The following is a 26,900-nucleotide window of genomic DNA, read 5'->3' as shown; positions in this document are numbered from 1 at the left end:
ATGCGTTTCATCGCGACCCTCCTTGTGTTCCTGTTCTGGCCGCTGGTCAGCTTTGCACAGAACAGCGATGACGATCCCGGCTACTTGGCCGGGCTGTTGCAGGACGCGTTGTCCGGGGCCGGGCGCGATGTGCGCATACGGGGATTTGAGGGCGCGCTGTCGAGCGAGGCGACGATTGCGTCGCTGGTGATCGCGGACGATCAGGGCGAGTGGTTCCGGGCCGAAAAGATCGTGCTGGACTGGCGGCGGGCCGCGTTGCTGCGAGGCATTGTGGATGTCACGTCATTTACCGCTCAGACTGTCGTCGTGTCGCGTTCGCCGGATGCCGGGGAGGAATTGCCCAGCGCCGAGGCGGAACCGTTCCGCATTCCGGATTTGCCGGTCGAAGTGCGGATCGCGCGGTTCGAGGTGGGATCTTTGCAACTGGGTGCGCCGCTTTTGGGAGAGGCGGCTGAATTCACGATCACCGGGGCGGCCGAGCTGGCCGATGGTGGGGCGGATTTTGATCTCAACCTGGAGCGGGTCGATGGCAAGCAGTCGCAGATTGCGCTGGCGGCGAGCTATGATCCGTCATCGCGGCAACTGGCCGTTGATCTGACTGCCGAAGAGGCGGCGGGCGGGCTTGCCGCCACGCTGCTGGGCATTCCGGGTGCGCCATCGGTGGCGTTGACGGTTCAGGGCGAGGGGTTGGTTGACGATTTTGCCGCCGATATTGCGCTGGCGACAGACGGTCAGCCGCGGATCACCGGGAGAGTGGAAATCCTTGCGCCGGAAGAAACGGGCACGTTGGATGTGGTGGTCGACATTGCAGGTGATCCGACACCGCTGCTGACCGAGGAAACACGCGCGTTCTTTGGCACCGATATCGGCTTGCAGGCGCGGGTGATGCGGGACGCGTCCGGCCGGACGGATCTGCCGGAATTTGCGCTGACGGCGGATGCGCTGTCCTTGACCGGGAGCGCCGTGATTTCCGAGAGTGGCTGGCTTGAAGCGCTGGATGCCGAGGGACGGATCGCCAACCCGGAGGGCGGGCCTGTTGTTCTGCCGTTTGGCGGGGGCGATACGCGGGTGGGGTCGGTCACCTTTGATGCGGCGCTGGATGGCGATCTGACCTTCGATGCACGGCTTGAGGCTTTTGATAGCCCGGATGCAACACTGGAGACGGTCACGATCACCGGGCGCGGGCAGATCGACCAGCAAAGCTTTGCGCAGCAGGGCGGGGAGTTCGGGCTGGACCTGACCTTTGTCGCCGACACACTGGCGTTGACCGATCCGGCTTTGGCCGAGGCGGTGGGCACCGATCTGGCCGGGGCTGCGCGCGTGGACTACCGCAGCGGGCAACCCGTGCGGTTGACCGGGCTTGAGGTCAACGGTGAAAATTACGGACTGAACGGCACCGCAAGCTGGAGTTTCAGCGAGGTGATGCCGCTCAGCCTTGATATGCGGTTGGTGGCCGAAAACATCACGCGGTTCTCCGCTTTGGCCGGGCGCGATCTGGCGGGGCGTGTCGAAGTGGCTGTCGACGGTCGGGTCGGGCCGATTTCCGGCATGTTCGATTTGGCGGTCGATGGCACAACGCTTGATCTGTCCGTCGGTGAGGACATGGTGGACCGGCTTTTGGCCGGGGTTGGATCGGTTCGGGTCGACGCGCGGCGGGATGAAACCGGCACGACACTTCGGTCGGTGCGGGTGGTGAAGCCGGCGATTGATTTCGAGGCGAACGGCAAGATCACCAGCCAGGATACCTCGATGCGGTTTGACGGCACGCTGCGCAATCTGGACCGGGTTTATCCCGGCGAAGCGGCGGGATCGGCCAAGCTGAACGGGCGGGTGATCCTTGCCGGAACAACCCTGCGAAATCTGGAGGTGACGGCGGATCTGTCGAACCAGAATGCAGCGGTGCGGCTGCCCTTTGCGGGTGGGCTGACGTTGGAGTCGGGGACGGTTGATCTGGCGGCAACCGGCGGGCCGAATGGCCGATGGACAGCGGATGTTGCGGTGCGCGATCTGGATACGCCGCAAGGGTCGGCAGACGCGCTGGCACTGACCGGCGAAGGATCAATCAGGCAGACGGAGTCCGGTGGTCTGGTGTCCGCCGGGGGTGATTTGCGGCTGGCGGGCACAGCGCTGCAATTGAGCGATGCGCGGTTTGCGCAGGCAGTGGGGCGCACCCCGACCGTGACAACCCGGCTTGAGTGGGAACAAGCGACCGAGCGCCTGACGGTGCAGGCGTTCAGCCTGAGCACCGGTGCGATTGACGCCACCGGATCGGCGATGGTGACCCAGACGCTGAGCGCGCCAAATGCACAGTTTGCCGTATCATTGCTGGCGGACAGTCTCGCGCCGCTGTCGGGGCTTGCCGGGCAGTCGCTGCGCGGGCGGGCGACGATTGACGTGACGGGCACCTATGCAGATGGCGGCGCGTATGATGTGACCGCGCGCGGCCAAGGGGCTGGGCTGGGCATCGGAAACGATATCGTGGATCGTCTTCTGGCTGGCGTGACACGGTTCGAGGTTGGCGCGTCGGGCGCGAATGGCGCCTTGCAACAGGTGTCGGCGGATGTGCAGAACGCCGAGATCACCGCGCGGGTCAGCGGGCCCTTGAGCGGTTTGCAGATCGACGCGCGGCTGGCGAATGTCGGGTTGATCGCACCTGATTTTCAAGGCGCGCTGGTGGTCGACGGGACGGTCGGCCAGCAGAATGGCGGATATGTCGTGGCTGTGGATCTGGACGGTCCGGGCGGCACCACAATGGCCGTCGATGGGCGTGTCGGTTCGGCCAATCAGGCCAATCTGAGCATTGCGGGTTCTGCGCCACTGGGCCTTGCCAATGTGTTTATCGCGCCAAGGCGTCTGAACGGACGTGCCGATCTGAATTTGCAGATGTCCGGCCCACTGGCCCTGTCCAGCTTGTCGGGCACGATCACACCCGCAGACGCGGAATTCAGCGCGCCGACGCTGGGGATCGTGCTGTCACCGATCACGGGGCAGATCCAGCTTGGCAATGGCGCGGCGCAATTGGGGCTGACAGGACAGGGCAACCATGGTGGATCGGTGGACGTGGCGGGACGGCTGGGGTTGAGCACGTTCGATGCGGCCATCACCGCGACGCTCAACCGGTTTGGCATCCGCGATCCCGATCTTTACGACACGAGCATCGATGGCACAGTTTCTCTGAACGGGCCGATTGGGCGGAACCTTCTGGTGAGCGGCGATCTGCGGCTGAAAGAGACCGAAATCCAGGTGCCCTCGACCGGTGTATCGGCGCTGTCTGACATACCGCCCATCGAGCATCTGGGGGCGACGCGCCCGGTGATGCGGACGCTGGACCGGGCCGGGATCTCATCGGCGCAGGAGACAGCCACCGCCGACCAGCGAGGACCGTCGAGCACGCGGCTGGACCTGACGCTGACCGCACCGGGACAGGTGTTCGTGCGCGGACGCGGGCTGGATGCGGAATTGGCGGGGCAGTTGCGGCTGACCGGGCCGACATCGGACATCATTCCGCAAGGCGGGTTCGAATTGGTTCGCGGGCGGCTGGATATTCTGAACCAGCGCTTCACTCTTGACGAAGGCCGCATTCAATTGAGCGGCAGTTTCAACCCGGTTCTGCGCTTTGTTGCGGCGACAAATGCAAACGGGATCACCGTGCGGGTCATTCTGGACGGGCCAGCGTCATCGCCGGACATCTCGTTCTCGTCGACACCGGAACTGCCGGAGGACGAAGTGCTGGCGCAGCTTTTGTTCGGGCGCAATCTGTCGAACCTGTCGGCTTTGCAGGCTCTGGAACTGGCCAATGCTGTTGCCACCTTGGCGGGGCGTCGCGGGATCGGCATCCTGTCGCGGCTGCGGGACGGGTTCGGGCTGGACGATCTGGATGTCAGCCAGACCGAGGATGGCGGAACAGCGGTGCGGGCTGGCAAATACATTTCCGACAATGTCTATTCGGACGTGGTGGTCGAAAGCGGTGGACGGGCCGAGATCAATCTGAACCTTGATGTGACATCCGACATCACCGCACGCGGAAACGTGGACAATACCGGGAATTCGTCGCTCGGGATCTTCTTTGAACGGGATTACTGAGCCGGGCCGACGCCGTTCTGAAGGCAACGCACGAAAGGCCTTGCAGACTCGGATCACGCTCCGTATATGCAGCTCAACAGCGGCGTGTTGACGAAAGTCGGCACCCACCGAATTCTTCAACGGGCCGCGCGCCCGTTTTTTTGTGTCTGGAGACCTACGAGACAATGTCTGACCTGATCGCCAAAGCCGCGATGGACCGACGTCTGGCCGAGATCGTTTCCCCTGTCATCGAGGACATGGGGTTCGAACTGGTGCGCATCCGTTTGATGAGCGGCAAGTCGCCCACGTTGCAGATCATGGCCGAGCGCCCCGAAGGCGGAATTGAAGTGGACGAATGCGCCGCCATCAGCACCGCTGTGAGTGCGACGCTGGATGTCGAAGACCCGATCCTTGACACCTACACGCTGGAAGTGTCGTCGCCGGGGATCGACCGGCCGCTGACACGGCTCAAGGATTTCGAGACCTTCGAGGGCTATGAGGCGAAGATCGAGACCTCGGAGATGATCGACGGACGCAAGCGCTTCAAGGGCGTGCTAGCCGGGGTCGAGGGTGACGAAGTGCTGATCAATATCGAGGAAGGCACGGTCGGGCTGAAGTTCGATTGGCTGACCGATGCCAAGCTGGTCCTGACCGACGAGCTGATCAAGGAAATGCTGAAGGCGCGTAAGGCCCAAGGCTTCGATGAGACCAAATTTGACGACGTGATTGAGGCCGAAGGGCCCGAAGAGGAGTAAGACCGATGGCAATCACCTCCGCCAACCAGTTGGAACTGTTGCAGACCGCCGAAGCGGTGGCGCGCGAAAAGATGATCGACCCCGGGTTGGTCGTTGAAGCGATGGAAGAAAGCCTCGCCCGTGCCGCCAAGTCGCGCTACGGCAGCGAGATGGACATCCGCGTGAAGATCGACCGCAAGACCGGTCGCGCGTCGTTCACCCGCGTCCGCACCGTGGTCGATGAAGAAGAGTACGAGAACTACCAGTCGGAGTTCACCGTCGACAGCGCAAAGCCCTATTTCGAAGCACCGAAGCCGACGCAGAACGCGGTCTGGCTGCGGGACGGTCAGGCGCTGACCGATTTCGCGGGTGGCCCGCAGGTGGGTGACATGTTCACCGAAGAAGTGCCACCGGTTGAAATGGGCCGGATCGCCGCGCAGTCGGCCAAGCAGGTCATCCTGCAGAAGGTCCGCGAAGCAGAACGCGACCGTCAGTTCGAAGAATTCAAGGACCGCGCGGGCACCATCATCAACGGTGTGGTCAAGCGGGAAGAATACGGCAACGTCATCGTCGATGTGGGCCGGGGCGAAGGCATCCTGCGCCGCAACGAGAAGATCGGCCGCGAAAGCTATCGCAATGGCGACCGCATCCGCTGCTACATCAAGGATGTGCGCCGCGAGACCCGTGGGCCGCAGATCTTCCTGTCGCGCACCGCGCCCGAGTTCATGGCAGAGCTGTTCAAGATGGAAGTGCCGGAGATTTACGACGGCATCATCGAGATCAAGGCCGTTGCCCGTGATCCTGGATCGCGCGCCAAGATCGCCGTTATTTCCTATGACAACTCCATCGACCCGGTCGGTGCCTGCGTCGGTATGCGCGGCAGCCGTGTTCAGGCGGTTGTCAACGAGCTGCAGGGCGAAAAGATCGACATCATCCCGTGGAACGAAGATGTGCCGACCTTCCTTGTGAACGCGCTGCAGCCTGCGGAAGTGAGCAAGGTGGTTCTGGACGAAGATGCCGAGCGCATCGAAGTCGTGGTCCCGGACGAGCAGCTGAGCCTTGCGATTGGTCGCCGCGGTCAGAACGTGCGTCTGGCGTCGCAGCTGACCGGGCTCGATATCGACATCATGACCGAGGAAGAAGAATCGGCACGTCGTCAGAAAGAGTTCGAAGAGCGCACGCAGCTGTTCATGGACGCGCTGGATCTGGACGAGTTCTTTGCCCAGCTTCTGGTTGCCGAAGGCTTCACCAACCTTGAAGAAGTCGCCTATGTCGAACTGGACGAACTGCTGGTCATCGACGGTGTTGACGAAGGCACCGCCGAAGAATTGCAGACCCGCGCCCGCGAAAACCTGGAAGCCCAGGCAAAAGCGGCTTTGGAAAATGCCCGTGCCTTGGGTGCCGATGACAGCCTGATCAACTTTGAAGGCCTGACACCGCAGATGATCGAAGTGCTGGCCAAGGATGGCGTCAAGACGCTTGAAGACTTTGCGACCTGCGCGGATTGGGAACTGGCCGGTGGCTGGACGACCGAGAATGGCGAGCGTCACAAGGACGAAGGTCTGCTTGAGCCGTTCGACATGTCGCTGGAGGAAGCGCAGCACCTCGTTATGACCGCGCGCGTTCTTCTGGGCTGGGTCGATCCGACCGAGCTTGAGGACGAGGTCGAAGGCGAAGACCTTGGCGATATGGAAGACGAGCAGGCCTGACCTGCCCTGACAGAGGGACGACAACACACGTGACACGCGGCGGCAAAGACAAGGATCGGGACAGCGGACCGGAACGCAAATGTATTGCAACCGGAGAGGTGCACCCGAAAGCCGAGCTGATCCGCTTTGTTGTCGGTCCCGACGATCAACTGGTTCCCGATCTGGCAGAAAAGCTGCCGGGTCGGGGTATCTGGGTGACCGCAACGCGCGCAGCCCTTGAAACCGCGGTGAAAAAGAACATGTTTCATCGGGCGGCGAAAACGCAATTGCGCGTGTCAGAGACGCTGGTTTCCGATCTTGAGCAACAGCTTGCACGTCGTGTTGTCGACCTGATAAGTCTCAGCCGCAAATCCGGTGTGGCCGTATCCGGCTATGAAAAGGTCAAGGACTCCCTGTCCAAGGAAGTCGCCGAGGTTTTGTTGCAGGCGACCGACGGATCGAGCCGGGGGAAATCGAAGCTCAGCACGCCGCATTATGGCCACTACATCGGTTGGCTGACGGCGGATGAGCTTGGAATGGCCTTTGGGCGACAAACTGTGATACATGCCGCGCTTGGCGCTGGTGGACTCACGCAACGTGTTGTAGAGGAAGCCCAAAGATTGAAGGGCTTTCGCATCGGAACGTCTGATGCAAAGACAGCGGCAGGGGCCGCTGGGAAGGAAAATAGAGCTAAATGAGCGATAACGACGGCAAAAAGACTTTGGGTTTGCGCGGCGGTCCCCGTTCCGGGAACGTAAAGCAGAGCTTTAGCCACGGGCGGACCAAGAACGTCGTGGTAGAGACCAAGCGCAAGCGCGTTGTGGTGCCGAAGCCCGGTGTGGCGCAGACTGCTGCTGGCAGCGCTGCGACAAGCGCAATGAGCGCAGCCGGAAGCAAACGACCCGCTGGGATTTCTGATGCAGAGATGGAGCGCCGTCTGAAGGCACTTCAGGCTGCAAAGGCCCGCGAAGGCGAAGAGGCCGCACAGCGCGAAGCCGAAGAAAAAGCCCGCGCCGAAGAGCGTGACCGGATGCGCGCCGAAAAAGAGGCCAAGGAGCGCGAACAGCGCGAAGCCGAAGAAAAAGCCCGCCAGAAAGCCGAAGAAGAAGAGCGCCGGGCGCGCGAAGCGGCGGAAGCTGCCAAGCAGGCTGCGGCCGATCCGGCAGAACCTGCCGTGTCGCGTCCGACCGCTGGCGGTCCGAAGCCATCGCAGCAGGCCGCCCCTCGGAAGGTCGAGCGGGAGCGCGAAGAGCGTGGTCGTCGCAAAGGCGACGATACAGAGCGCCGGTCCGGCAAGCTGACCCTCAACCAAGCGTTGGGTGGCGAAGGTGGTCGTCAGAAATCCATGGCGGCGATGAAGCGCAAGCAAGAGCGTGCGCGTCAGAAAGCCATGGGCGGCAAGCAGCCGCGCGAGAAGGTTGTGCGCGACGTACAGCTGCCCGAAGCGATCACGGTGGCCGAACTCGCCAACCGGATGGCAGAACGTGTGGGCGATGTGGTCAAAGCGCTGATGCAGAACGGCATCATGGCGACGCAGAACCAGACGATCGACGCCGATACCGCCGAACTCATCATCGAAGAGTTCGGTCACCGCGTGACGCGCGTGTCAGACGCGGATGTCGAGGACGTCATCAAAGAGGTCGAGGACGCTCCGGAAGATCTCAAGCCGCGTCCGCCGGTGATCACGATCATGGGCCACGTCGACCACGGCAAGACATCGCTGCTGGACGCGATCCGCGAAACCAATGTCACCTCTGGTGAGGCTGGCGGGATCACGCAGCATATCGGCGCTTACCAGGTGACCACGAAGGATGGGGCGGTTCTGTCGTTCCTCGACACTCCGGGCCACGCGGCGTTCACGTCGATGCGGTCTCGCGGTGCTCAGGTGACGGATATCGTTGTTCTGGTGGTGGCTGCCGATGACGCGGTGATGCCGCAGACGGTTGAGGCGATCAACCACGCGAAGGCGGCGAAGGTGCCGATGATCGTGGCGATCAACAAGATCGACAAGCCGAGCGCCAACCCCACGAAAGTGCGGACCGACCTGCTGCAACACGAAGTGGTTGTGGAACAGATGTCCGGTGACGTGCAGGACGTGGAAGTGTCGGCACATACCGGTCAGGGCCTTCCGGAACTGCTTGAAGCGATTGCGTTGCAGGCGGAAATCCTCGAACTCAAGGCGAACCCGGATCGGGCGGCGCAGGGTGCGGTGATCGAAGCGCAGCTGGACGTGGGTCGTGGACCTGTTGCCACTGTTCTGATCCAGAACGGCACATTGCGTCAGGGCGACATCTTTGTTGTGGGCGAGCAGTACGGCAAGGTCCGTGCGCTGATCAACGACAAGGGCGAGCGCGTCAAGGAAGCGGGACCGTCGGTGCCGGTTGAGGTTCTGGGTCTGAACGGCACACCCGAAGCGGGTGACGTGCTGAACGTGACAGAGACCGAAGCGCAGGCGCGCGAGATCGCGGAATACCGTGCCAACGTCGCCAAGGAAAAGCGTGCGGCACTGGGTGCGGCAACGACGCTGGAACAGCTGATGAAGAAGGCGAAGGACGACGAGAACGTGTCCGAGCTTCCTGTGCTGGTCAAGGCGGACGTGCAGGGTTCTGCCGAAGCGATCGTTCAGGCGCTGGAGAAAGTCGGCAACGACGAAGTGCGCGTGCGCGTGCTGCATTCGGGCGTTGGTGCGATCACCGAAACCGATATCGGCCTTGCCGAAGCGTCGGGCTGTCCGGTTATCGGGTTCAACGTGCGTGCCAATGCGTCGGCGCGGAACACCGCGAACCAGAAGGGCGTCGAGATTCGCTATTACAGCGTGATCTATGACCTTGTGGACGATGTGAAAGCGGCCGCCTCGGGTCTGCTCAGCGCCGAGATCAAGGAAACCTTCATCGGGTATGCCGAGATCAAGGACGTCTTCAAGGTGTCGAATGTCGGCAAGGTTGCGGGCTGTCTGGTCACCGAAGGTGTGGCACGTCGCAGCGCCGGTGTGCGCCTGCTGCGCGACAACGTGGTGATCCACGAAGGCACGCTCAAGACGCTCAAGCGTTTCAAGGACGAAGTGTCCGAAGTGCAGTCGGGTCAGGAATGCGGTATGGCATTCGACAACTATGACGACATTCGCCAGGGCGACGTGATCGAGATCTTCGAACGCCAGGAAATTGAACGCAAGCTGGACTAAGCCTGCGCATCGCGGAAACAGAAAAGGGCAGCGTCACCGCTGCCCTTTTTCTTTTCGGTGCGTGCCGCGATCAAGCGGCGTTGGCAACCGGCAGACCTGCGAAGATCCTGTTTCCGACACGGACACAAATGCGCCCATCGGGCAGGGCCTTTTCAAAGATTCCCTGCACAGACATGCAACTTCCAATGATGATTGTTTTCAGCATGTCAAATCTCCCCCAAGTTCTGACAATTCTTAGTTAGATTGTTGCGTATTTCATTGCCAGAAAAAAACATTGGGAAAGATAACTTTCGTGACTGAAAAGCGCTTTCGTCAGAGCCAATCCCGCAGAATGGGGATAAGCGGGATATCCGCAGGGGGCATGGGATAGTCCTTGAGCTGGTTTGCCCGCACCCATTTCAGCGCCTGCCCTTCGCGTGATTCGGGGGTGCCGTTCCATTTGCGGCAGGCAAAGAGCGGCATCAGAAGGTGAAATTTCTCGTAGCTGTGCGACGCAAAGGTGAGCGGGGCAAGGCAGCTTTGCCAGGTGTCGATGCCCAGTTCCTCGTGCAGTTCACGGATCAGCGCCTGTTCCGGGGTTTCGCCGGGTTCGACCTTGCCGCCGGGGAATTCCCAGAGGCCCGCCATGGACTTGCCCTCTGGCCGTTGGGCCAGAAGGATGCGCCCATCGGGGTCGATGAGCGCAACAGCGGAAACGAGAACGACAGTCACGAGCGGTAATCGGCGTTGATCGAGATGTAGCCGTGGGTCAGATCGCAGGTCCAGACAGTGGCAGACCCGCTGCCCATGCCCAGATCGACGGTCATGGAGATGTTTTCCTGCTTCATGATCGCAGCGCCCTGTTCCTCGCGGTAGTCGGGATCGACCCAGCCGTTGGTGGCGACTTTCACATCGCCGAAGGAAATGCTGAGCGTGTCACGGTCGGCGGGCGCGCCAGATTTGCCGATGGCCATGACGACGCGGCCCCAGTTGGGGTCCTCGCCCGCAATGGCGGTTTTAACCAGCGGCGAATTGGCGATGGACATGGCGTGGGTCTTGGCATCGGCATCGTTGAGCGCGCCAGTGACGGTGATTTCCACAAACTTGGTCGCGCCTTCGCCATCGCGGACAACCTGATGCGCGAGGTCTTGCATGACGTGATGCAGAGCATCGCGAAAAGCGGTGTCTTCTGCGGTGACAGTCACCCCCGAGGCACCTGTGGCAGCAACCAACAGCGTATCGGAGGTCGAGGTGTCGCTGTCGACAGTGATGCTGTTGAAGGTCTTTTCGTTGATCGCGGACACCAGCGTTTGCAGATCAGGCTGCGCGATCTTGGCGTCGGTGAAGATGTAGACCAGCATCGTTGCCATGTCGGGCGCGATCATGCCGGAGCCTTTGGCGATGCCTGCTATGGTGACCGTACCGCCCGGCAGGTCGATACTGGTGGTCGAACCTTTCGGGAAAGTGTCGGTGGTCATGATGGCCTTGGCTGCCGCAGGGAGGCCCGCCTCATCGAGGTTGCCGTAAAGCTCTTCGACCTTGGCCTTGATTCGATCATGCGGCAGGCGTTCGCCGATCACGCCGGTGGAGCTTGTAAAGACACGGGTGGCGGGCAGTCCGGTCACGCGGGCGACCTCGGCGCAGATGGCTTGAACGCTCTCGTCCCCTGCCCTGCCCGTGAAGGCGTTGGAGTTGCCCGAGTTGACGATGATGGCGGCGCCACCATCGTCTTCAAGCCGGATTTTCGACTGGCAATCCAGTACGTTGGCCGACCGCGTGGCGGATTTGGTGAACGCCCCCGCCACGCAGCTGCCCGGATCGAGTACGGCCAGCATCACGTCGGTTCGACCGGCATATTTCACGCCAGCCGCGGCGGTTGCGAACCTTGCCCCTTCGATGACCGGCAGCGTTGGAAAGCTGGCGGGTGCGAGGGGGGAAACCGATGTGATCTTGGCCAATTCTTAGTCCTCCAGAAGACCAATATTGCTCAGGACAGAGGTATCGACCTCTTCCTTTGCGGTGCGGGTGACGGTTGCAGCATCAGTCAGTTCGTCGATCTTTTGGGTGACCGCCTGCTGGCTGAGTTGATTTTCGATTTCGCCGCGCACGGCTTCAAGCGCGGGCGCTTCCTTGGCGCGCTTTTCGTTGAGGATGATGACGTGCCAGCCGAACTGCGTTTGCACCGGGCCGGAGATTGCACCGACCTCAAGCTCTTCGACGGCGGTCTGGAATTCCGGAACCATCATGCCAGCGCCGAACCAGCCAAGCTGGCCACCGTTCGGACCCGACGGGCCCGTGGATTTCGCGCGGGCAACCTCGGCAAAATCAGCGCCACCGTTCAGTTCTTCTACAATTGCGGCGGCTTCTTCCTCGGTCTCAACGAGGATGTGCGAGGCGTTGTATTCTTCGCTTTGTTCGCCTTGCAGGTAGGTTTCGTCATACATCGCCTGCACGGCCTCGTCGGTGATTGCATCGCCCACGATGCCTTCGATCACCTGAGCGGCCAAGAGCGCGCGGCGTTCGTTTTCGAGGGCCAGCTTGATGCGGCGGGTCTCTTCGCCGCTGTCTTGCTGGCTGAGCACGGTTTGTTGAACGATCTGGTCCATGATGCCGTCCCAGAGCACGTCATCTGGGAGCTGCTGATACTGGTCCGGCAGAGACGCGCGTACCATCAGCATGTGGCCCAGCGTGATTTCGGTGCCATTGACCGTGGCCACCACCGAGTCTGCCGTCAGCGTATCCTGTGCCTGCACCGGCAGGGCCAACATCAGGGCGAACGCGCTTGCCGACATTTTCGTGATGAGATTCGTCATGTTTGTTCCTTCCAGAGCCGCCTCTACCGTGGGGGCGACATTGACAGTGAATTGCCCTGACCTTACATCGCCACAAGGCGCTGCGAAGCCAGTCGTTCCCCTGTGACATATGGGCTGTGTGCGAGGCGAGCAAGCAGATGCCGCACACGAAGATGTCAAAGCTGAAAGTGAATGAATGCTGGGATTAGGTAAAGTCGCGCGCAAGGTGTTCGGAACGCCGAACGACCGTAAAGTCAAGGCGACCCGCCCGCTGATCGAAAAGATCAACGCACTGGAAGCGGAGTTCGAAAAACTGAGCGATGCGCAGCTCATCGAAAAAACCGCCGAGTTCAAGGCGCGTATCGCCAATGGAGAGGCGCTTGATGCGCTGCTTCCCGAGGCGTTTGCCAATTGCCGCGAAGCCGCGAAACGCGCGCTGGGTCTGCGGGCCTTTGATGTGCAGCTGATGGGCGGGATTTTCCTGCATCAGGGCAATATCTCGGAAATGAAGACGGGTGAGGGCAAAACGCTTGTTGCGACATTCCCGGCCTATCTGAACGCGCTCACCGGGCGCGGCGTGCATATCGTGACTGTGAACGACTATCTTGCCAAGCGCGACAGCGAATGGATGAGCAAGGTGTATGGCGCGTTGGGGCTGACCACAGGTGTGGTTTACCCGCGTCAGCCGGATGGTGAAAAGCAGGCCGCTTATGCGTGCGACATCACCTATGCGACGAACAACGAGCTTGGGTTCGATTACCTCCGCGACAACATGAAGTCCGAGCTGAAGCAGATGTATCAGCGCGACCACTACATGGCGATTGTCGACGAGGTGGATTCGATCCTGATCGACGAGGCGCGGACACCGCTGATCATTTCCGGTCCGGCGCAGGACCGCAGCGAATTGTATGTCGCGATCGACGCGGTGATTCCGTCGCTGACCGAGGAGCATTTCACGCTCGACGAGAAGACGCGAAACGTGACCTTTACCGACGAGGGCAACGAGTTTCTCGAAGAAACCCTGCACGGGCTTGGCCTGCTTCCCGAAGAGCAATCGCTGTATGATCCGGAAAGCACGACCCTTATTCACCACGTGAACCAAGGGCTTCGGGCGCACAAGCTGTACCAGAAGGACAAGGATTACATCGTTCGCGATGGTGAAGTGGTTCTGATCGACGAATTCACCGGACGTATGATGGCAGGCCGGCGTCTGTCCGAAGGTCTGCATCAGGCGATCGAGGCGAAGGAAGGCTGCAAGATCCAGCCCGAGAACGTGACGCTCGCGTCGGTGACGTTCCAGAACTATTTCCGTTTGTATGAAAAGCTGGCGGGCATGACCGGCACCGCCACGACCGAAGCGGACGAATTTGCCGAGATTTACGGGCTGGGTGTGGTCGAAGTGCCGACCAACCGGGCGATTGCGCGGATCGACGAAGATGACCGCGTGTACCGGACCGCAAAGGAAAAATACGACGCCATCGTGACCGAGATCAAAGAGGCGCACGCCAAGGGTCAACCGGTTCTCGTGGGCACCACGTCGATTGAAAAGTCCGAGATGCTGAGCCGGTTGCTGACCGATGCGGGACTCACCCACAACGTTCTGAACGCGCGCCAGCACGAGCAGGAAGCGCAGATCGTCGCGGATGCGGGCAAGTTGGGTGCCGTGACCATCGCCACCAACATGGCCGGTCGCGGAACGGACATCAAACTGGGCGGGAACGTCGAGTTCAAGATCATGGAGGCGATTGCCGCCGATCCAGAGGGTGATCCCGAGGCGATACGCAAACGGATCGAAGCCGAGCACACCGGCGACGAGGAAGCGGTCAAGGCGGCGGGCGGTCTGTTCGTTCTGGCCACAGAGCGCCACGAAAGCCGCCGCATCGACAACCAGCTGCGCGGGCGGTCGGGCCGTCAGGGTGACCCGGGGCGGTCTTCGTTCTTCCTGTCGCTGGACGACGACCTGATGCGCATTTTCGGGTCCGAGCGTCTGGACAAGGTGTTGTCCACGCTGGGCATGAAGGAAGGCGAAGCGATTGTGCACCCGTGGGTGAACAAATCGCTGGAACGTGCGCAGGCCAAGGTGGAAGGTCGCAACTTCGACATCCGCAAACAGCTGCTCAAATTCGACGACGTGATGAACGATCAGCGGAAGGTGATCTTTAGCCAGCGCCGCGAAATCATGGAAGCGCAGGACCTGTCCGAGATCGCGCGCGACATGCGCCATCAGGTGATCGACGATCTGGTCGACACCTATATTCCGCCGAAAACCTATGCAGATCAGTGGGATACCCAAGGGCTGCAAACGTCAGTGCAAGAGTTGGTGGGTGTCGATGCCCCGATTGTTGCATGGGGCGACGAAGAAGGCGTTGATGCCGATGTGATCCGCGAACGGCTTGAGGTTGCGTCAGACGAGATGATGGCGAAAAAGGCCGAGGCCTTTGGTCCGGACACGATGCGTCAGATCGAAAAGCAGGTTCTGCTGCAGACCATCGACGGCAAATGGCGCGAGCACCTGCTGACGCTTGAACATCTGCGCTCCGTCGTGGGCTTCCGGGGTTATGCGCAGCGCGATCCGCTGAACGAATACAAGTCCGAAGCGTTCCAGTTGTTTGAGACGATGCTGGACAGCCTGCGTGAAGACGTCAGCAAGCAGCTTGGCAAGGTCCGCCCGATGACCGAGGAAGAGCAGAAGGTGATGCTGCAGCAAATGGCCGCGCAGCAGGCAGCCATGGCACGGGCCGCCGAAGCAGCGTCGCCACAACAGGCCGAGCTGGCCGGGACCGGCACCGCAGAGGCTGCTTTGGAAGGCTTCGACGAAAATGATCCGACCACATGGGGCAACCCGGGCCGGAACGATTCCTGCCCTTGTGGATCGGGAAAGAAGTTCAAACATTGCCATGGACGGCTTGCGTAAGGCCGTCCTGCCACATTGCCGTCGTAAAGTGACCTAACCGCTGCCCTAGGCAGACCTAATTCCTTTGGCATCCATGCCGATGTAATAGTGCATCGGGAGTCTGTCATGGACCGGAAGTTCACGCTACGCATCGCAGCAATCACGCTCTGCGCCGCCCTAGGGATCGGCGCGGTCATGCAATCCGGGATGACCAAGTCCCAACCTGTAACCGCACAGGTGCCGCTGGTCGTGTCCGAGGTGCAGGAAGTGTCTTCGACTCCACGCGACGTGATGCCGGTCGACATGCCCATCGTTGCATCGCTGCCCGACAACATCATCTCGGCCGCAGTCACCAGCGTACTTGATCCCGTCGAGATCGTTGTGCCCGAGGCTCCGGAAGAGACAGGTTTTGCCTGCGACGTCACCATGACTGCGACACCGATTGCAGGGGCCATGATGACCGTTGACCTTACCGCGCCCTGTCATGGGAGCGAACGGGTCACGCTGCACCACAACGGATTGATGTTCACCTCGCTCATGCAGCCCGATGGCAGCCTGTCCGTCGACGTTCCTGCCCTGACCCAGCATGCGCTTGTAATCGCTTCGTTTCTGGACGGTAGCGGCGCCGTGGCGATGACCGATGTCACCTCTGTTCCGTTCTATGACCGCGTGGTGCTGCAATGGCGCGGCGATGCCGGGCTGCAGCTGCATGCCCGCGAATTCGATGCAGAGTACTTCACCGACGGTCACATCTGGCATGGCGCGGGCGGCGACCCGACCCGTGCGGCAAAAGGACAGGGCGGGTTCCTGACCTCCCTTGGGACCGCCGACGCCCCGGACGCTCTGCTTGCCGAGGTCTATACCTTCCCCTCGGGCATGACCGACACCGCCGGGACCGTGACATTGACGGTAGAGGCAGAGATCATCGCATCGAACTGCGACAGCAGCGTCGAGGCGCAAACGCTGGAAATCCGCAACGGTGGTACGTTGACCTCGAAAGAACTGACCATCGATGTACCGGGATGTGATGCAGTTGGTGATTTCTTGCTGTTGAAAAATATTGTGGAAGACCTGACAATCGCCGCAAAATAAGCAGGCGGGTCAAAGGCTCTTTTGGTGATGAAACAGATCTGTGCGGCGTTTTCGGCCGCACTTTTCCTTTTGGTGAGTGGTGCTGCCGTACTGGCCGACGACGTGACGCTGAAGTCGCGTGACGGGGCGATTGAGTTATCGGGCACTCTCTTGGGCTTTGACGGAGAATTCTACCGTGTCGAGACCCAGTATGGCGAACTGACCGTCGATGGGTCTGGCGTTCTGTGCGAAGGGCCCGGATGCCCGTCTTTGACCGATTTCGTGGCGGAATTGTCGATTTCCGGGTCGTCCACCATCGGCGATGTGCTCATGCCCGCCCTTGTCGAAGGCTTTGCCCTGCAGAGCGGCCTGAAGGCCGAGCGGGTCAAGATCGATGACACGCATTTCGAATATGTCCTGTCCGCGCCCGACAGCGAGTCCCCCGTCGGACGGTTTCAGTTCCGGGTGTCGAGCACCGATGAGGGATTTGCCGATTTGCTGGCAGACGAAGCTGATCTGGTCATGGCGCTGCGCGAGATCCGAGAAGGTGAGCTGGCGTTGGCTGCCGAGGTTGGATTGGGTCAGTTGGATGATGTGAACCGCAGTCGTGTTCTGGCGCTGGATGCCATGACGGTGATCGTGTCGCCGACCAATCCGGTCGCGGCGGTTTCGGTGTCGGACCTGTCCCGTATTCTGGCCGGCGAGATCGACAATTGGCGCACGCTTGGTGGCGCGGATGCGCCGATTTCGATCCATTTGAGGGATGCCCAGTCCGGTATTGCACAGGCGGTCGACGATCGGGTTCTTCGGCAGGCGGGACGGTCGCTGATTGCCGAGGTGACCCGTCACGCGACAAACACTGCGCTGGCACAGGCGGTGGCGCGGGATCAGCTTTCACTGGGCGTTGCCAGCTTTTCGGAGATCGGCAACAGCAAGCCTTTGGCGCTGACCGGGCCCTGCGGGTTTGAATTGCGCGCCAATCGGCTGACGATCAAGACCGAGGATTATCCGCTGACGGCGCCGATGTTCCTGTACATCCCGGCGCGGCGACTGCCGAAACTGGGGCGTGATTTCTTGGCCTATACGCGGACCGCGCCTGCCCAGATCATCACGCGGCGTGCGGGATTTGTGGATCAGGCACCAGAAGAGATTGCGCTCAACGCGCAGGGGGATCGCTTTGCCAATGCCATTCGGGTGGCCGAAGGCGAGGCGGATTTGACTGCGCTGAAGCGGATGGTTGATACCCTGGCCCCCTTGCGGCGGCTGTCCACATCGTTCCGGTTCGAGGCAGGAGCGGCGCGGCTGGATGCGCAATCGCGGTCGAATGTGCAGCAATTGGCCCATGCAATCGAGGCCGGGGTCTATGACGGGCGGCAATTGGTGTTTGTCGGGTTTTCTGACGGCGAAGGCCCGGCAGACGGCAATCTGCGGATCGCGCAGCAACGGGCACAGGCGGTGAAACAGGCGATTGAGGCAGCGGTGGAGACATCGGATCTGTCGCAGGTGCAGCTGTCGACGGATGCCTTTGGCGAGGCGATGCCGATGGCGTGCGACGATACAAGCTGGGGACGACAGGTGAACCGCCGGGTCGAGGTTTGGGTGCGGTGAGCGCGGCTAGAGATAGCCTTCGGATTTGAAGCTGACCTCGGTCGATTTGCCGATGATCAGGTGATCGTGGAGGGTGATGCCCACAACCTCGCAAGCACGCTGGATGGTTTCGGTCATGTCGATGTCGGCGTTTGACGGCGTTGGGTCACCCGAGGGGTGATTGTGTACGAGGATCAGCGCCGAGGCGTTCAGATCGAGCGCGCGTTTGATGACCTCGCGCGGGTAGACGGGCACGTGATCGACGGTGCCTTTGCCCTGAATTTCATCGGCGATCAGGACGTTCTTGCGGTCGAGGAACAGGATACGGAACATCTCGGTCTCGCGGTGCGACATGGTCACGCGGCAATAGTCGAGCAACGCGGTCCAGCTTGAGATGACGGGACGTTTCAGGACCTTGCCCTGGGACATGCGGTGGGTCGCCGCCTCGATCAGTTTGAGATCGAGCGCGATTTCCGGCCCCACGCCCTGCACCTCGGTCAAACGTTCGATGGGGGCAGAGAGGACGCGGTTGAAATCGCCGAAAGTGGCGATCAGCAGATTGGCGAGTGGTTTGACATCGCCGTTCTTGAGGCTGCGGAAGAGGATCAGTTCCAGCAGTTCATAGTCAGGAAGCGGTTCGGCCCCGCCGACAAGGAAGCGGTTGCGCAGGCGTTTTCGGTGGCCGCCGATATAGGAAGGTTGTTTCGGTTTTGGGGGCTTTTGGGATTTCGGCTTGGCCGATCGCACCTGAGCCTGAGCCGCGGCTTCGAAAAGTGAGAGTTGTGAGGAAGGCGCGCGCGTCATGCGCCGATTTTGGCGCAGAAGCGCTTAATGAAATGCTAACGACCCCGCATAGGGCGGGGCCGTCCGATCAGCCTTTCATGGAATCCCAGAAGCCCTTTACGGATTTGAAAAAGCTCTTGGATTCCGGGTTGTTGTCTTCGCTCAGCTCTTCGAATTCGCGCAGCAGTTCTTTTTGCTTGGCGGTCAGGTTGACCGGTGTTTCCACCGCGAGTTCGATGAACATATCGCCCTGCCCTGTGCCACGCAGCGCGGGCATGCCCTTGCTGCGCAGACGCATCTGGCGACCCGATTGGCTGCCTGCGGGGATAGCGACGCGGCTGCGGCCACCGTCGATGGTCGGCACTTCGATATTGCCACCCAACGCAGCGACGGCCATGGAGACCGGCACGCGGCAATGGAGATGAACGCCATCGCGTTGGAACAGCTCGTGCTGGGCCACGTCGATGAAGATGTAGAGGTCGCCCGGAGGCCCACCGCGCAGGCCCGCTTCACCCTCACCGGCAAGGCGGATGCGGGTTCCGGTTTCCACACCCTTGGGGATGTTGACCGACAGAGCACGCTCTTTCTGGACACGGCCAGCACCGCTGCAGGTTTTGCAGGGGTTCTTAATTGTCTGGCCCAGACCCGAACAGGTCGGACAGGTGCGTTCAACGGTGAAGAACCCCTGGGTCGCGCGGACCTTGCCCATACCCGAACAGGTCGGACAGGTTGTGGGTTCTGCGCCCCCTTCCGCACCGGAACCGGAGCAGGACCCGCATTGCACGGAGGTCGGCACCGAGATGGTCTTTTGCATCCCGGCATAGGCGTCTTCGAGCGTGACACGCAGGTTGTAGCGCAGATCGGCGCCGCGCGAGGCGCGTTGACGCCCGCCGCCGCGTTGGCCGCCCATGAAATCACCGAACAGGTCGTCGAACACGTCAGAGAAGGCGCTGGCAAAGTCGCCCTGCCCGCCACCGCTGAACCCACCGGGACGACCACCGCCGCCCATGCCACCTTCGAAGGCAGCGTGGCCGTAGCGGTCATAGGCCGCTTTCTTGTCGGCGTCCTTGAGAACCTCGTAAGCCTCGTTCGCCTCTTTGAACTGGTCTTCGGCCTTGGGGTTGTCTGCGTTGCGATCCGGGTGAAGCTCTTTCGCTTTGGCGCGATAGGCTTTCTTGATCTCGTCGGCAGAAGCGCCTTTCTTGAGGCCGAGCACTTCGTAGTAGTCACGTTTGGACATCATGCCCTCCTTCTACGGAACGAGAGAGGCCGGCCCGGTATCCGGACCGGCCCCTTTTCGGTTCCGCCCAACCAGCGTCAGGCGCGCTTGTTGTCGTCGAGATCTTCAAAGTCGGCATCGACGATGCTGTCATCGTCATCACCACGTGCCCGATCTGCTGCGGCGGGTTCGGAATCGCCATCTTCGGCTTGCGCCTTGTAGATCGCCTCGCCCAGCTTCATCGCTGCTTCGGTCACGTTCTGGATGCCCGACTTGATCTTGTCAGCCGTGGTCTTTTCGTCTTCCAGATCATCCTTGAGCGCCGCGATGGCAAGTTCGATCGCTTCGACGGTGGTCGGGTCAACCTTGTCGCCATGCTCTTCCACCGACTTTTCGGTCGAATGGATGAGGCTTTCGGCGTGGTTGCGGGCCTCGACCATTTCGCGGCGTTCCTTGTCCGCTTCGGCGTTTGCCTCTGCGTCCTTGACCATCTTTTCGATGTCCTCGTCGGACAGACCACCGGACGCCTGAATGGTGATGTTCTGCGTCTTGCCGGTGCCTTTGTCCTTGGCGGACACGGACACGATGCCGTTGGCGTCGATGTCGAACGTCACCTCGATCTGCGGCATGCCGCGCGGTGCGGGCGGGATGTCTTCGAGGTTGAACTGACCGAGCATCTTGTTGTCGGCCGCCATCTCGCGTTCACCCTGGAACACACGGATCGTCACAGCGTTCTGGTTGTCCTCGGCTGTCGAGAAGATCTGAGACTTCTTCGTCGGGATCGTGGTGTTTCGGTCGATCAGGCGGGTGAACACGCCGCCCAGCGTTTCGATGCCCAGAGACAGCGGGGTCACGTCGAGAAGAACAACGTCCTTCACGTCACCCTGCAGAACGCCAGCCTGAATGGCCGCGCCCAGCGCCACAACCTCGTCCGGGTTCACACCCTTGTGCGGTTCCTTGCCGAAGAACTTGGTCACTTCCTCGACCACTTTCGGCATCCGGGTCATACCGCCGACCAACACGACTTCGTCGATGTCGGAGGTCGAGAGACCTGCGTCTTTCAGAGCGGCGGCGCACGGCTTCATAGACGCCTTAATGAGGTCGCCCACAAGGCTTTCCAGCTTGGCGCGGGTCAGCTTCATCACGAGGTGAAGCGGCTGGCCAGTCTTGCCGTCCATCGAGATGAACGGCTGGTTGATTTCGGTCTGGCTGGAGGACGAGAGTTCGATCTTGGCCTTTTCCGCAGCTTCCTTGAGACGCTGGAGCGCCATCTTGTCCTTGGTCAGGTCAACGCCGTTCTCTTTCTTGAACTCGTCAGCGAGGTAGTTGACGATCCGCATGTCGAAGTCTTCGCCACCAAGGAAGGTGTCGCCATTGGTGGATTTCACTTCGAACAGGCCATCGTCGATTTCGAGGATGGTCACGTCGAATGTACCGCCGCCAAGGTCATAGACCGCGATGGTGCGGGATTCTTTCTTGTCGAGCCCGTATGCCAGTGCCGCTGCTGTCGGTTCGTTGATGATGCGCAGCACTTCGAGACCGGCGATCTTGCCCGCATCCTTGGTTGCCTGACGCTGGGCGTCGTTGAAGTAGGCAGGAACGGTGATGACCGCCTGTGTCACTTCTTCGCCGAGATACGACTCAGCGGTTTCCTTCATCTTCTGGAGGATGAAGGCGGAAATCTGGGAGGGGCTGTATTTGTCGCCCTTGGCGCGCACCCATGCGTCGCCATTGCCGCCGTCGATCACCTCGAACGGCATGTTCTTGCGGTCCTTGGCAAGATCGGCGTCATCATTGCGGCGGCCGATCAGGCGCTTGACGCCGAAGACGGTGTTTTCAGGGTTGGTGACAGCCTGACGCTTTGCCGGCTGACCCACGAGGCGTTCGTCGTCGGTGAATGCCACGATGGACGGGGTTGTGCGTGCACCCTCGGAGTTTTCAATCACGCGTGGTTGCGATCCATCCATGATCGCGACGCAGCTGTTGGTTGTACCGAGGTCAATACCAATCACTTTGGCCATGTTTTCGATCCCTTCATATCTTAAGGCGATGTCACGAGACGAAGACCCATTCCGGCATCCCGCCCCGCATTCTGTTCCGCTGTCATTTCGTTCCAGCGGGTCCGGTGGGTATATAAGGAGGCATCAACAGGCCTGCAAGCGTTGCTGCTACCGGGTAATCCTGAAAATTCCGTATGTGTTTCATCGCTGCGCGCATTATTCTTGGTTCATGACTGTGCTGCGCATCCGCGATTTCGAGATTCATCCGGGTTATTTTGCGCCGGATGCGCAGGCACAACTGGTGGCGGACCTGCGCGATTGTCTGGGTCGGGCCCCGTTGGTTCAGCCTGTCACACCGCGCGGCACACCGATGTCAGTGCGCATGAGCGCGGCTGGCACCTATGGTTGGATCAGTGACCGTAAGGGCTATCGCTACGAGCGGCTGCACCCGTCCGGTGTGCCGTGGCCTCCGATTCCGGCAGAGCTGCTGGGGATGTGGCAGGACATTGTTCCGTACGCCCGGACGCCGGAATGCTGTCTGATCAACTGGTACGATGCCACGGCCAAGATGGGGATGCATCAGGACCGGGACGAGGCCGACCTGTCGCAGCCTGTTGTTTCAGTCTCGCTTGGGGACGAGGCACTGTTTCGGATGGGCAACGCGACGCGGGGCGGGAAGACCGAGTCGGTCTGGCTGAAATCCGGCGATGTGGTTGTGATGGGGGGTGAGGCGCGGCGCGCCTATCACGGGATCGACCGCATCCGCCCGAACAGTTCGACGCTTTTGCCCAAGGGCGGTCGGATCAACCTGACGCTGCGGGTCGTGACCTGATCAGCGCCGGGCCGACCATGAGGCGGACGCATGTTTGCGCGTATAGAATTCCCCCATCAGCCCAATCATGAGCAGGGTCAGAGACAGATAAACCACGTATTCCCAGTTCGAATTCCGGGGGACATAGTTGATGAACGCATAGCCGCGTGCCTGGTCAATGGTGTGAAACAGCGGGTTCCAGTCGAACATCGAAATCATGAAGGCCGGGAGAGAATTGGCCACGAACATCTTGCCGGACGCGATCATGTTGGCACGTTTGTAGACATTCGAAAGGGTGGCGGTCAGCCCCGGCAACCATGGCTTCATCGCCAGAAACACCATGCCGACCGAACCACCCGAAATCCAGGCCAGCAGCAACATGCCCATGACCGGCGCAGGATCGACGATTTCCGTCAACACATAGGGGTTCAAGGTTACGTCGTAGATGAAGAGAATGAAGAAGATCGCCAGCATCTGAATATAGAGGACGGACAACATTCCCGAAAAAATCGAGATGACGGTGTTCATCGGCGCGTGCTGCATCATCGGGCTTGACGGGCCTTCGCTGCCCAAGACAGCGCCCACGGCCTTGTTGTGGGTCATAAACAGAAAGATGCCGGTGAGCAGGAAGATGACGAAATCACCCCGCAGCGCCAGCCCTTTGACGCCCATGATGTTGAACATGATGTAAAAGAACAGCACAAAGAGCAGCGATTGGAACACGCTGACGGCAATCGACATGAACGCATTTCCATGCGCCTTGCGGATCTCGCGGACGGTGTTGTGGTAGGTCAGTTCAAGAATGTTGACCGCCGAGGACACCCGGTTGGTCGGAACCGTTTTCTGAAACATCTTTTGTCTGCCTCTGCCGCAGCCCGCGTTTTTCCGTCAATTGACCTGACTGTTGTTGCGGACATTTGTTAAGCCAATGATAAGAGAGGCGCGCATTTAAATCAATCGAACTGAGGGCCTGTGACCATGAACTATGAAGACCTGACGCAAACGATGCGTCGCCTTGCGCTTGAAGCAGGGGACAAGATCATGGAGATCTACAAGGCCGACGATTTCGATGTCCGTGCGAAATCCGACGATAGCCCGGTCACCGAAGCGGATGAAGCCGCAGATGCTCTGATCTCGGCCGGGTTGCGCGCGGCGTTTCCCGAGATTGCCCTGATCACCGAGGAACAGGCCGACACACATGATCTGGATGTGCGTGATTTCCTGATCGTCGATCCCCTGGACGGCACAAAGGAGTTCGTTCAACGGCGGGGCGACTTCACCGTCAATATCGCTTTGGTCGAGAATGGCGTGCCGACGCGGGGCGTGGTCTATGCGCCGGCGAAGAACCGGTTGTTCTATACGGATGCCTCTGGCCAAAGCGTGGAGGAGACCGGAGATTTCGACAAGCAGACACCCGGCGCGACAACAGCGATCCAAGTGTCGGACCCAGACAGCGGCGCGCTGATGGTCGTGGCGTCAAAATCGCATCGCGATCAGGCGACCGACGATTACATCAACCGCTACAGCGTCAAGGACAGCAAGAGCGCGGGGTCCTCGCTCAAGTTTTGTCTTGTCGCCACGGGCGAGGCAGATTTCTATCCCCGTCTGGGCCGGACGATGGAGTGGGACACGGCAGCGGGCCATGCGGTCCTGACCGGTGCGGGCGGCAGGGTTCTGCGCCTCGATGATCTTGAGCCTCTGGTCTATGGCAAGCCGGGGTTTGCCAACCCGTACTTTGTGGCAACGGCACCGGGCATCGACCTGAGCCCTGTCTGACCGACGCCATGTCGGTGCCTGCCATCAGTGTCATTATTGTCAGCCGTGGGCGGCCGGACTGGTTGAAGCGCTGTTTGCACGCCGTTTCGCAGCTCGACTATCCCCGCTTCGAAACAGTCGTCGTTGCCTGCCCGACCGGGGCGCAGGTTGCACGACGCTTTGACTTTGCGCGGGTGATCGACCTCGACATCGCCAATATCTCGGCTGCGCGAAATGCCGGGGTGAACGCCGCTTGGGGCGAGGTGGTTGCCTTTCTGGACGATGACGCGGTGCCGGAACCGACATGGCTGGCGCATTTGGCCCAAGGGTTTGGTGATGCGGCGGTCGCACAGGTGGGCGGGACGACACTGGGGCGCAACGGTATTTCGGTGCAGCATGCGGCGTCGCGGGTGGATGCGTTTGGACAGAGCCATGCCATCGCCGCTACGGGCGATGCGCCGGTGGTTCTGTCACCCGAGGATGGGCGGCTGCCGCGCCTGCATGGCACCAATATGGCGCTGCGTCGGTCAGTGGTCGTCGCGCAAGGCGGGTTTGATGAACGGTTCGCCTTCTACCTTGATGAAACCGATCTGACCTACCGGATTTCGCGCGATGGCGGGCAAACGGTGTTTGTGCCCAAGGCGGTGGTGCATCATGCCAGCGGGCCTAGCCGGTTCCGCGCTGCTGACCGGACACCGCGCGATGTGTTCGAGATTGCCGCGTCGGCAGCGGTGTTTCATGGCAAGCATTGCCCGCCACAGGATCAGGACGCGGCCCGTGCGGCGTTTCTGACGGACCGGCGCGCTTGGCTCTTGCGGCATATGCAGAATGGCTCTCTGCCCCCCGACCGTGCCTTTATGCTGATCCGCGACCTTGCCAAAGGATATGATACCGGACGCACCCGCGCGCCCATCGCGCCGCCGGACTGGCAGGACCAGGCGCCAAACAGAGTGCCGGATCGTGTATCAGAGGCACAAGATCACTGTCTGGTCGTCTCGCGGCACGATGCGAAAGCCACCTATGCCAAAGCCAAAACCCTGACGGATCAGGGACATCGGGTCACGGTCATTGATTACCAACGCACGGCGCAATACCACCGGGTCCGCTATACCGAACAGGGGTTCTGGCTGCACACCGGGGGCCTTTATGGACGCGAATTGCGACAGGAGCCGCTGGTTCGCGCCAGCAACCTGCAGGCGAGACTGCGTGAAACGCTCAATCGAATAGGCGGAATTCGATCAAAAAATCCTCTAATTCTCGTCGATTAGACACAAATTCGACAAAAGTCCTTATTATTTGGAGTCTCAAGCCGTACACTTACGTATGAGTTTGTCAGGTAACCAGGGACGCGCAGTGAGACGCGACACGGAGGAGCAGCCCGATGCGTAGAAAAGTCACCAAAGCCGTATTCCCAGTTGCCGGGCTTGGAACGCGCTTCCTGCCGGCGACCAAATCCGTTCCGAAGGAAATCATGACGCTGGTGGACCGTCCGCTGGTGCAATACGCCATTGACGAGGCGCGCGCCGCTGGCATCAAGGAATTCATCTTCATCACCTCGCGCGGGAAAAGCGCGCTTGAGGATTATTTCGATGAAAGCCCCATTCTGGAGCGCGAACTGCGCCGGAAGGGCAAGTTGGACATTCTCGAAGACCTGAAATCCACCAACATGGAAAGCGGTGCCATCGCCTATATGCGTCAGCACAAGGCGCTGGGTCTGGGCCACGCGGTCTGGTGCGCGCGCCGTCTGATCGGCGACGAACCTTTTGCGGTCATGCTGCCGGACGACGTGATCTCGGCGGAAAAACCCTGCCTTCAGCAGATGGTCGAAGCTTACGAGGAAACCGGCGGCAACATGGTGGCCGCGATGGAAGTGCCGCGCGACAAGACGTCGAGCTATGGTATCCTTGACGTCAAGGAAGACATGGGGTCGATGGTTTCGGTCAAGAACATGGTCGAGAAGCCCAAAGTCGAAGATGCGCCTTCCAACCTTGCCGTGATCGGGCGCTACATCCTAGATCCGCAGGTGCTCAAGAACCTCAACAAGCTCAAGACCGGTGCTGGCGGCGAGATTCAGTTGACGGATGCGATCGCGCAAGAGATCGACGGGACGGGTGTCTATGGCTACCGGTTCCGCGGACAGCGTTTCGATTGCGGATCGAAAGCAGGGTTCCTGCAGGCAACGGTCGCCTTTGGTCTGGCGCGCGACGATCTCAAGGACGATCTGCGTCGGTTCCTCGACTCGGTGATGCAGATCGAAAACGCGGCCGAATGATCCATGCAACACCCGATAAGGTTCCCCGGGTGTAAGACCGCGTCGGCTTTGGTCATGCGCCAGTGCCGATGCC

General features: G+C 60.7%; 19 protein-coding genes. 12 read left to right on the top strand and 7 right to left on the bottom strand.

Features of this window, described 5'->3' with window-relative positions; all coding sequences use genetic code 11:
* The 5 genes from ACMVPR_RS19265 to infB all read left to right on the top strand — a co-directional run bounded on the left by ACMVPR_RS19265 (nucleotide 1) and on the right by infB (nucleotide 9,665).
* Nucleotides 1-4,083 (top strand): translocation/assembly module TamB domain-containing protein, encoded by a 4,083-nt coding sequence (locus ACMVPR_RS19265; RefSeq protein WP_416884190.1) that lies wholly within the window; start codon nucleotides 1-3, stop codon nucleotides 4,081-4,083.
* A 164-nt stretch (nucleotides 4,084-4,247) separates the two neighbouring features.
* A complete protein-coding gene (rimP, locus tag ACMVPR_RS19260; RefSeq protein WP_300583485.1) occupies nucleotides 4,248-4,817 on the top strand; it encodes a ribosome maturation factor RimP in 570 nt (189 codons plus the stop codon).
* 5 nt (nucleotides 4,818-4,822) lie between these two features.
* On the top strand, nucleotides 4,823-6,505 hold the full coding sequence (gene nusA, locus ACMVPR_RS19255) for a transcription termination factor NusA (protein WP_416884189.1): 1,683 nt from the start codon (nucleotides 4,823-4,825) through the stop codon (nucleotides 6,503-6,505).
* 29 nt (nucleotides 6,506-6,534) lie between these two features.
* Nucleotides 6,535-7,182: an RNA-binding protein gene (locus tag ACMVPR_RS19250; RefSeq protein WP_416884188.1), complete on the top strand. Its 648-nt coding sequence runs from the start codon at nucleotides 6,535-6,537 to the stop codon at nucleotides 7,180-7,182.
* A complete protein-coding gene (gene infB / locus ACMVPR_RS19245; protein ID WP_416884187.1) occupies nucleotides 7,179-9,665 on the top strand; it encodes a translation initiation factor IF-2 in 2,487 nt (828 codons plus the stop codon). Before ACMVPR_RS19250 ends, infB begins: the two co-directional genes overlap by 4 nt.
* Nucleotides 9,666-9,977: 312 nt before the next feature.
* Here infB and mutT read toward each other — a convergent pair whose 3' ends face one another.
* From mutT to ACMVPR_RS19230, 3 genes are read right to left on the bottom strand one after another with little or no spacing between them, the layout of a single operon-like run.
* Nucleotides 9,978-10,376, bottom strand: coding sequence for an 8-oxo-dGTP diphosphatase MutT (gene mutT, locus ACMVPR_RS19240; protein ID WP_292305820.1), 399 nt, complete (start codon nucleotides 10,374-10,376; stop codon nucleotides 9,978-9,980).
* The gene (gene argJ, locus ACMVPR_RS19235; protein ID WP_416884186.1) at nucleotides 10,373-11,602 is read right to left on the bottom strand and encodes a bifunctional glutamate N-acetyltransferase/amino-acid acetyltransferase ArgJ; all 1,230 of its coding nucleotides are present in this window, start codon (nucleotides 11,600-11,602) and stop codon (nucleotides 10,373-10,375) included. Before argJ ends, mutT begins: the two co-directional genes overlap by 4 nt.
* A 3-nt stretch (nucleotides 11,603-11,605) precedes the next feature.
* Nucleotides 11,606-12,457 (bottom strand): peptidylprolyl isomerase, encoded by an 852-nt coding sequence (locus ACMVPR_RS19230; protein WP_416884185.1) that lies wholly within the window; start codon nucleotides 12,455-12,457, stop codon nucleotides 11,606-11,608.
* 175 nt (nucleotides 12,458-12,632) lie between these two features.
* Between ACMVPR_RS19230 and secA the strand changes: the two genes are divergently transcribed.
* The 3 genes from secA (at nucleotide 12,633) to ACMVPR_RS19215 (ending at nucleotide 18,008) form a co-directional block, all read left to right on the top strand.
* Nucleotides 12,633-15,350: a preprotein translocase subunit SecA gene (secA, locus tag ACMVPR_RS19225; protein WP_416884184.1), complete on the top strand. Its 2,718-nt coding sequence runs from the start codon at nucleotides 12,633-12,635 to the stop codon at nucleotides 15,348-15,350.
* A 105-nt stretch (nucleotides 15,351-15,455) separates the two neighbouring features.
* The gene (locus ACMVPR_RS19220) at nucleotides 15,456-16,421 is read left to right on the top strand and encodes a translocase (protein WP_416884183.1); all 966 of its coding nucleotides are present in this window, start codon (nucleotides 15,456-15,458) and stop codon (nucleotides 16,419-16,421) included.
* Nucleotides 16,422-16,448: 27 nt separating this feature from the next.
* Complete coding sequence (locus ACMVPR_RS19215; protein WP_416884182.1) at nucleotides 16,449-18,008, top strand: substrate-binding domain-containing protein; 1,560 nt, start codon at nucleotides 16,449-16,451, stop codon at nucleotides 18,006-18,008.
* Between the two features lie 6 nt (nucleotides 18,009-18,014).
* On the opposite strand, the gene radC is transcribed toward ACMVPR_RS19215, so the two are convergent.
* From radC to dnaK, 3 genes are all read right to left on the bottom strand, one after another.
* Nucleotides 18,015-18,791, bottom strand: coding sequence for a RadC family protein (gene radC / locus ACMVPR_RS19210; protein WP_416884181.1), 777 nt, complete (start codon nucleotides 18,789-18,791; stop codon nucleotides 18,015-18,017).
* A gap of 67 nt (nucleotides 18,792-18,858) precedes the next feature.
* The gene (dnaJ, locus tag ACMVPR_RS19205) at nucleotides 18,859-20,010 is read right to left on the bottom strand and encodes a molecular chaperone DnaJ (RefSeq protein WP_292268964.1); all 1,152 of its coding nucleotides are present in this window, start codon (nucleotides 20,008-20,010) and stop codon (nucleotides 18,859-18,861) included.
* 77 nt (nucleotides 20,011-20,087) lie between these two features.
* Nucleotides 20,088-22,010 carry a molecular chaperone DnaK gene (gene dnaK, locus ACMVPR_RS19200; RefSeq protein WP_300587997.1) on the bottom strand — a complete coding sequence of 641 codons (1,923 nt, stop codon included), beginning with the start codon at nucleotides 22,008-22,010 and terminating at the stop codon, nucleotides 20,088-20,090.
* A 208-nt stretch (nucleotides 22,011-22,218) separates the two neighbouring features.
* On the opposite strand from dnaK, the gene ACMVPR_RS19195 reads away from it, so the two are divergent.
* Nucleotides 22,219-22,821 carry an alpha-ketoglutarate-dependent dioxygenase AlkB family protein gene (locus ACMVPR_RS19195; RefSeq protein ID WP_416884180.1) on the top strand — a complete coding sequence of 201 codons (603 nt, stop codon included), beginning with the start codon at nucleotides 22,219-22,221 and terminating at the stop codon, nucleotides 22,819-22,821.
* Here ACMVPR_RS19195 and ACMVPR_RS19190 read toward each other — a convergent pair whose 3' ends face one another.
* A complete protein-coding gene (locus ACMVPR_RS19190; protein WP_300587993.1) occupies nucleotides 22,822-23,652 on the bottom strand; it encodes an ABC transporter permease in 831 nt (276 codons plus the stop codon).
* A gap of 126 nt (nucleotides 23,653-23,778) precedes the next feature.
* Here ACMVPR_RS19190 and cysQ point away from each other — a divergent pair, with 126 nt between their 5' ends.
* From cysQ to galU, 3 genes are all read left to right on the top strand, one after another.
* The gene (cysQ, locus tag ACMVPR_RS19185; protein WP_416884179.1) at nucleotides 23,779-24,576 is read left to right on the top strand and encodes a 3'(2'),5'-bisphosphate nucleotidase CysQ; all 798 of its coding nucleotides are present in this window, start codon (nucleotides 23,779-23,781) and stop codon (nucleotides 24,574-24,576) included.
* 8 nt (nucleotides 24,577-24,584) lie between these two features.
* Nucleotides 24,585-25,823 carry a glycosyltransferase family 2 protein gene (locus tag ACMVPR_RS19180; RefSeq protein ID WP_416884178.1) on the top strand — a complete coding sequence of 413 codons (1,239 nt, stop codon included), beginning with the start codon at nucleotides 24,585-24,587 and terminating at the stop codon, nucleotides 25,821-25,823.
* Nucleotides 25,824-25,936: 113 nt separating this feature from the next.
* Nucleotides 25,937-26,827 (top strand): UTP--glucose-1-phosphate uridylyltransferase GalU, encoded by an 891-nt coding sequence (gene galU, locus ACMVPR_RS19175; RefSeq protein ID WP_416884177.1) that lies wholly within the window; start codon nucleotides 25,937-25,939, stop codon nucleotides 26,825-26,827.
* Nucleotides 26,828-26,900 lie beyond the last annotated feature (73 nt).

Origin of the sequence: Marivita sp. (assembly GCF_048006345.1) — a bacterium.
In the GTDB taxonomy this organism is placed as follows: domain Bacteria; phylum Pseudomonadota; class Alphaproteobacteria; order Rhodobacterales; family Rhodobacteraceae; genus Marivita.
This window is presented reverse-complemented; position numbering and strand designations above follow the sequence as displayed.

Bases quoted from the DNA above. Each gene is read 5' to 3' on its own strand.
- ACMVPR_RS19265 (WP_416884190.1), top strand. From the start codon at position 1: ATGCGTTTCATCGCGACCCTCCTTGTGTTCCTGTTCTGGCCGCTGGTC.
- rimP (WP_300583485.1), top strand. From the start codon at position 4,248: ATGTCTGACCTGATCGCCAAAGCCGCGATGGACCGACGTCTGGCCGAG.
- nusA (WP_416884189.1), top strand. From the start codon at position 4,823: ATGGCAATCACCTCCGCCAACCAGTTGGAACTGTTGCAGACCGCCGAA.
- infB (WP_416884187.1), top strand. From the start codon at position 7,179: ATGAGCGATAACGACGGCAAAAAGACTTTGGGTTTGCGCGGCGGTCCC.
- ACMVPR_RS19230 (WP_416884185.1), bottom strand. From the start codon at position 12,457: ATGACGAATCTCATCACGAAAATGTCGGCAAGCGCGTTCGCCCTGATG.
- secA (WP_416884184.1), top strand. From the start codon at position 12,633: ATGCTGGGATTAGGTAAAGTCGCGCGCAAGGTGTTCGGAACGCCGAAC.
- ACMVPR_RS19220 (WP_416884183.1), top strand. From the start codon at position 15,456: ATGGACCGGAAGTTCACGCTACGCATCGCAGCAATCACGCTCTGCGCC.
- ACMVPR_RS19215 (WP_416884182.1), top strand. From the start codon at position 16,449: ATGAAACAGATCTGTGCGGCGTTTTCGGCCGCACTTTTCCTTTTGGTG.
- radC (WP_416884181.1), bottom strand. From the start codon at position 18,791: ATGACGCGCGCGCCTTCCTCACAACTCTCACTTTTCGAAGCCGCGGCT.
- dnaJ (WP_292268964.1), bottom strand. From the start codon at position 20,010: ATGTCCAAACGTGACTACTACGAAGTGCTCGGCCTCAAGAAAGGCGCT.
- dnaK (WP_300587997.1), bottom strand. From the start codon at position 22,010: ATGGCCAAAGTGATTGGTATTGACCTCGGTACAACCAACAGCTGCGTC.
- ACMVPR_RS19195 (WP_416884180.1), top strand. From the start codon at position 22,219: ATGACTGTGCTGCGCATCCGCGATTTCGAGATTCATCCGGGTTATTTT.
- ACMVPR_RS19190 (WP_300587993.1), bottom strand. From the start codon at position 23,652: ATGTTTCAGAAAACGGTTCCGACCAACCGGGTGTCCTCGGCGGTCAAC.
- cysQ (WP_416884179.1), top strand. From the start codon at position 23,779: ATGAACTATGAAGACCTGACGCAAACGATGCGTCGCCTTGCGCTTGAA.
- ACMVPR_RS19180 (WP_416884178.1), top strand. From the start codon at position 24,585: ATGTCGGTGCCTGCCATCAGTGTCATTATTGTCAGCCGTGGGCGGCCG.
- galU (WP_416884177.1), top strand. From the start codon at position 25,937: ATGCGTAGAAAAGTCACCAAAGCCGTATTCCCAGTTGCCGGGCTTGGA.